The following is an 8,577-nucleotide window of genomic DNA, read 5'->3' as shown; positions in this document are numbered from 1 at the left end:
ACATCAAATCCTTTCCAGTTCCCTCTGTTTCTGGATTTCCCTTATCTGTCTTCTGAAATTCCCCAATCGGCAAGCTTTTCTTCTCTCCTGCCACTTCCATTCCGTGAAAAAGCAAGATGGCTGCCTGGCTGTCCTTCTGGATATACCGCGTTCTTTCTTCTCCCTGCTCCGTATCCACTGGCACATACGCTGCTCCTGCTTTCAGCACCCCCAGCATTCCAGCCACTGCCTCTATGCTTCTTGGGGCTGCCACTGCTGCCACGTCTCCTCTTCCGACTCCTTCCTCCTTCAACTTCCAGGCTATGGCGTTAGCCCACTCATTCAGTTCCTCGTACGTCAGGAAACGGTTCTGCTCCTTAACTGCTGTCTTTTCTGGTGTCCTTTTCACCTGCTCTTCAAATAGTTCCTTAATGGTTCTTTTCTCTGGATATGTCTCTTGCGATTTTCCCATCCTTCTCATTCCAATCCTTCGTTTTATTGCTTAGTAAAATGTTTTTTCTAACACTTCTGTTATAACTGCAACTGTATCCTCCATATTTTCCATGATAAAGAAATGGCCTCCCTCTACCTGCTTGATACAAAAGTCACTTCCTGCAAATTCACTCCATTCCGATAAATCATATTCTAGAACACTATAATCCTTTGTTCCATTTAAAATTGTAACAGGACACATTATTTTTTCCGTTCTGGGAATATATTCATAAATTTCAGCAATTTTAAAATCTGCTCTTAAAATAGGGAGAAATAATTTTCTCAGTGTAGCATTTTCCATGGCAGCAGGCGTAGAGCCCCCATAAGCAAAAACTACTTTTAAAAATTCTTCCTCTGGTAATAAGTAAAAAGCCGTTTTCTTCTGTATATTTTGAGGTGCTTTTCTTCCGCTCATAAACATGTGTACTGGCATACAGCACCCTCTTCTTAACAATTCATAATATGTTTCAAAAGCCAGCAAGGAACCCATACTATGTCCCAAGATAGCATATTTTTCTCCTTCTTTCATGTCATCCTCAATTACATCGGCTAAATCTTTTACTGCCTCTTCACAGGACTCATAAAATAGTTCTTTCATCCGTTTTCCCCTACCAGCCAGTTCAACAGGTATAATGCTTATATTCTCTGGAAATAACTTTTTCCACTTTAAATATATTTCTGCACTTCCTCCTGAATATGGGATACAATATAATTTCATTTTTTCCATGTTTTTCAAACGATTATAGAAATCGCTTTCCTCCCCTTCGTTATTTCATTTATCAATTATTAAAAATTGCATTAAAATAAAACATATTTTCCTTCTGCTTTTAAAATATGTTGAATTGCAAATTTTCCAGCAGCAGCAGCGGTCGGAAGCCCTCCTGGCGCTTGAAGCCATTGACTTGCTATATATAAATTAGGTATGGATTTAAATTTTCCATTACTGGCAAATGCCTTAACGTCTGCTCTCTCTCTAAATCGCATAAAAGAACCCTGAAAGGCATTATACCTGGTATGGTAGGTACGTGGTGTCCAAATATCCAATATTTCATAATTATCTCTTAGCTCAGGATATTTTATTAGCAGTTGCTCCATAACAAGCTTCCCGAATTCCTGCTTCTTTTTCTGATACATGATTTCAGAAAAGTAACTCCAATAATTATAATCTGTTTCATTTTGTTCGATTTTAATTTGCAGCACCAATTTTCCTTCTGGTGCAAAAGATGATTCGTATCCATAACTAACTATGCAGATACGATCAATAGTTGAGACTGCTACTTTTATTTTGTCACAATCAATGAATGTCATATGTTCAATAGGGCACCCATCTCTGTTAACTGATATTGCCATTTGAAATTTACTATAGACAGGATATTCCGAATGTTGATTGTATACCAATTTCCATTCCTCTGGAATATATTTTTCACCAATAAGATGATAGAATGCTTCATATGTATCGGCAGCGCAAATGAAATAGTCCCCTTCTACGTTAAAACCATTATTTAATTCGATACTACATGCTTCATTCTCTTTTATATGAACTTTTTTCACTGGATGATTTAAATATAACTTTCCACCCGTTTCTAAATAACGGCTAGTCATCCTTTCTATCATTTTCTCCGATCCACCGACTGGAATTTCACCATTTCCACAAGATATGGAAGCATAAGAAAAAATAATACTTGTAACCGCACTATCTCCTGAATAAAAATCCGTCATCACTTTTTGAATAGGCAGACTTTTAAATCGCTTGACATATTCCTTTAAGCTTATATTACCATACTTCTTTTTAACAGCTTTTATTCCCTGCATGGATTTTCCCAATTGCATCAATTCAGATGGGGACATATACTCCATTGGCTTATCAACTGGCATCTTACGACACTGGGCTATTCTTACACTTTCAATAAAATCATGTATTTCCTCCGAGTCCTCTGGTGACAATTGGCAAAATTCTCTTTCTGTCCTTTCCAAATCTTTCCACAAGGTAATTTTAACTCCATTATATATGGAAGAATAAAAAGCTTCGTTAGGAACAAATGCCGTTTCAGCTGTTAATGCTCCCGTTTCTTCCCATAGTCTTCTTAATTGTGTTTTCTGCTCCGTTCCTGTCAACCAGTGAACACAATTATCAATATAATGACCGTTTCGTGTCCAGCCTGTGCATAAACCACCTGCTTTATCATTTCTTTCATAAATTTCGCTTTCAAACCCTGCCTTTTGTGCATAGATTCCAGCAACAAGTCCTGACATTCCACCACCAATAATCACTATTTTTTTCATTTTATTTTCCTCTGATAGTATTATTATATTTATTTCTAACTTTTTTCCTATTATTCAATTATATCATACAAATCATATGTTTGAAAGATTAATTTCCAAACCGTTTGACATAATTCTTTCTCGTTAAATGCCTAAAAATCAGGGCTAAAACCCTCTTTTTTGGATTTTAACCCTGATTTTACGATAGCTTAACCTTTTAGCACCGAATCAGATTATTATGATTACGATATCTTACCTTCTGCGGCACCATCGCACATAAACTTTTGTTCTAGGTGCTAATTCTAAATCTCTTAATTTATTATATCTTAAAAACTCTTCTAAGCTCATTCCAAACATATCCAAAATATCTTGAATGGTTTCTTCCCTTCTTACCACATACTCTTGAATTTCACATCTTCTTCCTTCTCGCCATGCTGGATTATAGGAGTAAGGACGCCAGAAACTAGTCGTATTTACTGGCCGCTGGCGATCAAGTGGTGGTTGCTGTGGTTCACGTGGTGGCTGCTGTGGTCTTTGCTCTGACACCATTGTCTTTTTTATATAGGGAATTTGTTGTGAGTTAACAGAATTAGAATCAACTGATATTTGCTGAGATATAATTGGCCTTGGCTGATAAGTAATTGGTCTTGGCACTATTGCTGAAGGCTGATTCGCTCTTTGTTCCCTCACTGGAAGTGGTTGATTTGCTGCGTTGCCATTAACTTCTGTATTTAATTCATCACCTGTTTCTTCTGGTACTGGTACTGTTTCTTTTGGCATTGTTACTGTTTCTTCTGGTACTGTTACTTCCTCTTCCATGGCAGTCTCTTTTTCTGCAACAACCTGGGGAATTTGGGGGCAAACCGGGCAAACCGGACAAGCCCGCCCCATAGGACTTGCATTGGTCGGCATATCTGCGCCTGCCGAACTTTTTAATGGTATACAAACATTTGTATCTATCTGCAAATTATATACATCAACATCTGGATTTGCACTCATAATATCTGACAATGGAATATTATACCTTCTACTCAGTCCATATAATGTGTCACCCTTTTGTATCGTATAACTTAGTCCTTGACATGTTTTATTCCTATCATCAACGTAATACAACGAAGAATTACTATTTTGAATATGTTCCACAATAAACCTCCTACTATGCTTTCTTCCATGGAATTAATAAAATGAAAAAACGCAAAACACCTTTCACCATTATTATATTTTATAGAAGGAATATTTGTGATACTTAAATGAACTAAAATAAAAATTTAGAAATAAATTAATTCTTCTTCTGGCTTATCCGCATATTCAATTTCTTTAATATACAAGACAGGTCCCTTCTTTCGATAATCTTTACAAAATTCATTTCGAACTTCAGCAGTCACCATGACCCATTCACGATTCACTAATTGTTCAATCATCGGTAGCTGTTCCTTTGTTCCCTTACTAATGAATCCAATAAAAGCAATATCATCTGCACAGCAAGTCATAGCAAACCGTCCTGGTACAAACGTGCCCTTTGAAAATTTATCTGACTTATACACCAGTCCTTTTAGTTTAATGGTTTTTCCAACATATTTCTTTGGCTCATCCATAGCATCCACGTACCAGATACCGAAATCCTGATCTGCAATTTCCACTACCTCTGCATCTAAATCATATGGCAGAACCTCCTCTACTTCCAAAGGTTTTCCGCTTTTTGTCTCAAAATAAATCTGAGCTCTTGGATTTACCGCTTTAATGGTTCGAATATAAGCAGCTCCAGGAGTCATTTCTTCACACCTATTAAAAATAACCATATCAGTATTCGTAAATTGCTCTATTACAAGTGACCGCATATTGGTAAGATAAACTGGAAATGTGTCTGCATTTACTAAATTAATGATCTGCACAATTTCCCAGTTTGCAGGCATCTTTACTGTTAATAATGTCTCTAACTTCCACATCCCATTATATTCAAATAATATCCTGTCTGGTTTATACTTTATTTGACAGCTGGCTAAAAATTCTTCTGTCAGTTCCTCTTCACAATTAATCTCAACCTGTTCTGTATATACTTTACTCAAGAATTCCTTTTCATAGGTTACCATTCCTTCTTCACAGGTAATCAAGAGAGTTCGTTCATCCTTTGTAAAGTCATCACTTTCTAACGTTTCCTGAATAAATACTGTTTTACCGCCTTCAAGAAATCCTGTTACAATATATACTGGTATCTCCATATTTTTACTCCCTTCCATTTGTCTACTTGTTTAGGAGATATGAAACAGCTTTTCCAATTTTTCCTCTGACAAATTCGTTCCAATTACACAAAGTCTTCCTGTGTACTCTGGGGCACCTTCCCGCAATTCATATTCACCAGGTACTAAGTCAAAGTAAATCCAATTTCCATCTGCTCCTGAAACCATTCCCTTAGCGCGTAAAATTGTTCCATATTCATCTGTTTCTGATAAAGCCTTCAGTGCATTTTCTACTTCTGTTTTTTCAAATTTATGTGGAGTTTCCTTACCCCAGCTTGTAAATACTTCATCTGCATGATGGTGATGATGATCGTGGTGATGGCAGCTACATTCCTCTCCATCATGGTGGTGATGATCATGGTGGTGTTCCTCATGCTCATGGCAGCTGCACTCCTTTTCTTCGTGTCCATGAGCATGTTCGTGATGATGCTCATGGTGATGCCCACATTCAGGACATATATCACTAGCCTTCAGAAGCTCGTCCACTAGAGAATTGTCTTTTTTCATAGCTGCAACAATCTGAGTCCCTGTTATCTGCTCCCAGTCTGTAGTAATGATTGTTGCCTCCTTATTATGCTCCCTGATTAATTTCACAACCTCTTCCAGCTTTTCTTGTTTTATGTTCTTAGTACGGCTCAAAATAATTGTTGTAGCGTATTCAACCTGATTGTTAAAGAATTCTCCAAAATTTTTCATATACATTTTACATTTATTAGCATCTGCTACCGTAACATAGCTATCTAGCTCAACAGTTGAATCAAATTGAACATCCTTGACTGCTTTTACTACGTCCGATAACTTACCAACACCTGATGGTTCAATAATTATTCTGTCTGGAGAAAACTGCTCCATTACATCTTTTAAAGCCCTTCCAAAATCGCCCACCAATGAACAGCAGATACATCCTGAATTCATTTCTGTAATCTGAATTCCAGCATCCTTTAAAAATCCGCCGTCAATTCCTATCTCACCAAATTCATTTTCAATCAAAACTACCTTTTCGCCTTGATATACTTCCTTTAATAACTTCTTAATTAATGTTGTTTTTCCAGCTCCCAGAAAACCAGAGATTATATTAATCTTTGTCATTTAAAAACCTTCTTTCTACAGTTCTATAATGGTCAAATTAAATTTTACCACTACACACAAAAAAATCATACCTTTTTCTTACACTTTTTTTATCATTATATAATAAGGGAAGAACTCATCAGACAAACATTTCATCTAATGATTCTTCCCATAATTTAACATATTAATTCAAATCTATCAAGTTCTATTTGATTATTCTTACCTTTAATACGCCTTCAATATCTTGTAACTGTTCTACTAAATGATCCGTAGAAGCAGCTCCAATATCAAAGATACAATATGCATATTCTCCACGACTCTTATTAATCATATTTTCAATATTAATGCCTTCTTTTGAAAAAATGGCTGTGAACTGAGTCAACATATTAGGTACATTTTTGTGGCAGACCGTAATACGTCCTGCGGTGTTGCAAACACCTGCATCACAAGCTGGATAATTGACAGAATTTTTTATATTACCATTCTCCATATAATCCATAATCTCTCTGACAGCCATGATTGCACAATTATCTTCTGATTCAGCAGTAGATGCTCCCAAATGTGGAGTGGCAATAACCCCTTTCATATTTGCAGTCTTCGGATTTGGGAAATCTGTTACATATGCTCCAATCTTTCCACTTTCTAATGCTTCCTTCATATCATCATCATTAACAAGCAGATCTCTTGCAAAATTCAGAATTACTGTACCATCCTTCATCATTGCCATAGTATCCTTGTTAATCATTTCTCTTGTATCATCAAGTAAAGGCACATGAACTGTAATATAATCACATTCTCTAAAAATCTCTTCACGGGTCTTCACTAGTGTAATATCCCTTGACATATTTAAAGCGTGTTCAACTGATAAAAATGGATCACATCCATAAACATCCATACCCAAGCGATTCCCTGCATTTGCCACAAGCACACCAATTGCTCCTAATCCAATTACTCCAAGCTTTTTTCCTTGAATTTCTCTTCCAGCAAATTTTGATTTAGCCTTTTCCATTGTTTTTCCAATTGCTTCATCTGACTTATTTTCATTTACCCAGTTAATTCCACCAATAATATCACGAGAAGCCATCATCAGACCTGCAATGACTAATTCTTTCACACCATTTGCATTAGCACCTGGTGTATTGAATACAACAATTCCCTTTTCAGCACATTTATCTAAAGGAATATTATTAACTCCTGCTCCAGCGCGTGCAACTGCTGCTAAATTCTCAGCTAATTCCAAGTCATGCATTGCAGCACTACGCACTAATACAGCATCTGCCTCTTGAAAATTATCTGTTTTTTCATAATTTTCTGTCAATAAATCCAAACCGCAATTTGCAATTGGATTCAAACAATTTACTTTTACCATTTTTTCCTCCTATATGCACAGATTTCATTCACTGAAATCCCCCTGTTTATTTATTCTCTGCTTCAAACTTCTTCATAAATTCAACAAGTGCAATTACACCTTCTTTTGGCATTGCATTATAAATACTTGCACGCATTCCACCAACTGTTCTATGTCCTTTTAAGTTTTCAAATCCGGCTGCTTTTGCCTCTTTTACAAATTTTGCATCTAGCTCATCATTACCTGTTACAAATGGGACATTCATTAAAGAACGATCTTCTTTGCAAACAGTTCCCTTGAATAATTCACTTTGATCTAAGAAATCATACAGAATGGCTGCCTTTTCTTCATTTCTTTCTTTCATTACAGATAAGCCGCCCATATTTTTAAGCCACTGAAATACCTTTCCACAAACATAAATACCATATGCTGGTGGAGTATTATACATAGACTCATTCTCCACATGAATTTTATACTGAAGCATAGTAGGAGTACCTGGAAGGGTATCCTCTGTTATTAAGTCTTCACGTATAATTACAATTACAACTCCAGCAGGACCGATGTTCTTTTGAACACCACCATAAATAATTCCATATTTTGTTACATCAACTGGTTCTGATAAAAAACAGGATGATACATCAGCAACTAAAGTTTTTCCCTTTGTATTAGGCAATGTCTTAAATTTAGTTCCGTAGATAGTATTATTCTCACAAATATAAACATAGTCAGCATCCTCACTAATAGGAAGATCAGAACAATCTGGAATATACGAAAATGTCTTATCCTCTGATGAAGCTATCTTATTGGCTTTCCCATACTTTGCCGCTTCTTGATAAGCCTTCTTAGCCCATTGACCCGTTACAATATAATCTGCAACTTTATTTTTCATAAGGTTCATGGGAATCATAGCAAATTGCTGGGACGCTCCGCCTTGAAGAAATAAAACCTTATAATTGTCAGGAATGTTCATTAAGTCACGTAAATCCTGTTCTGCTCCCTTAATAATCTCCTCGTATGCCTTAGAACGATGGCTCATTTCCATTACTGACATACCAGTTCCCTTATAATCTAGCATTTCCCCTGCTACTTCTTTTAAAACCTCTTCTGGTAAAACTGCTGGACCTGCTGAAAAGTTATATATTCGACCCACTGTGTGTATCCTCCTTTATTTGATTACATATTGTATAACAT

Annotated in this window: 8 protein-coding genes; all 8 read right to left on the bottom strand. The window is 36.3% G+C overall.

Going from position 1 to position 8,577, the window contains the following annotated elements:
• Nucleotides 1-451: AMP-binding protein (locus BM305_RS09775; RefSeq protein WP_177214666.1), on the bottom strand; the 451-nt coding region annotated here is incomplete at its 3' end.
• A 30-nt stretch (nucleotides 452-481) separates the two neighbouring features.
• Nucleotides 482-1,198 carry a thioesterase II family protein gene (locus BM305_RS09770; protein WP_092560515.1) on the bottom strand — a complete coding sequence of 239 codons (717 nt, stop codon included), beginning with the start codon at nucleotides 1,196-1,198 and terminating at the stop codon, nucleotides 482-484.
• Nucleotides 1,199-1,269: 71 nt separating this feature from the next.
• Nucleotides 1,270-2,754 carry a phytoene desaturase family protein gene (locus BM305_RS09765; RefSeq protein WP_092560514.1) on the bottom strand — a complete coding sequence of 495 codons (1,485 nt, stop codon included), beginning with the start codon at nucleotides 2,752-2,754 and terminating at the stop codon, nucleotides 1,270-1,272.
• A gap of 231 nt (nucleotides 2,755-2,985) precedes the next feature.
• Complete coding sequence (locus BM305_RS09760) at nucleotides 2,986-3,876, bottom strand: LysM peptidoglycan-binding domain-containing protein (RefSeq protein ID WP_092560513.1); 891 nt, start codon at nucleotides 3,874-3,876, stop codon at nucleotides 2,986-2,988.
• 125 nt (nucleotides 3,877-4,001) lie between these two features.
• Nucleotides 4,002-4,952 carry a TIGR03943 family putative permease subunit gene (locus tag BM305_RS09755; RefSeq protein WP_092560512.1) on the bottom strand — a complete coding sequence of 317 codons (951 nt, stop codon included), beginning with the start codon at nucleotides 4,950-4,952 and terminating at the stop codon, nucleotides 4,002-4,004.
• Nucleotides 4,953-4,982: 30 nt separating this feature from the next.
• Nucleotides 4,983-6,059, bottom strand: a complete 1,077-nt coding sequence (locus BM305_RS09750; protein ID WP_092560511.1) for a CobW family GTP-binding protein — start codon at nucleotides 6,057-6,059, stop codon at nucleotides 4,983-4,985.
• A 184-nt stretch (nucleotides 6,060-6,243) separates the two neighbouring features.
• Nucleotides 6,244-7,407, bottom strand: coding sequence for a phosphoglycerate dehydrogenase (locus tag BM305_RS09745; RefSeq protein ID WP_092560510.1), 1,164 nt, complete (start codon nucleotides 7,405-7,407; stop codon nucleotides 6,244-6,246).
• A 46-nt stretch (nucleotides 7,408-7,453) separates the two neighbouring features.
• The gene (gene serC / locus BM305_RS09740) at nucleotides 7,454-8,536 is read right to left on the bottom strand and encodes a 3-phosphoserine/phosphohydroxythreonine transaminase (protein ID WP_092560509.1); all 1,083 of its coding nucleotides are present in this window, start codon (nucleotides 8,534-8,536) and stop codon (nucleotides 7,454-7,456) included.
• Nucleotides 8,537-8,577: the final 41 nt, after the last annotated feature.

It is taken from the genome of Anaeromicropila populeti (genome assembly GCF_900112775.1).
GTDB classification, from domain to species: domain Bacteria; phylum Bacillota; class Clostridia; order Lachnospirales; family Lachnospiraceae; genus Anaeromicropila_A; species Anaeromicropila_A populeti.
Note: the sequence above shows the minus strand (reverse complement) of the source record. Positions and strands in the feature narration are given on the sequence as shown.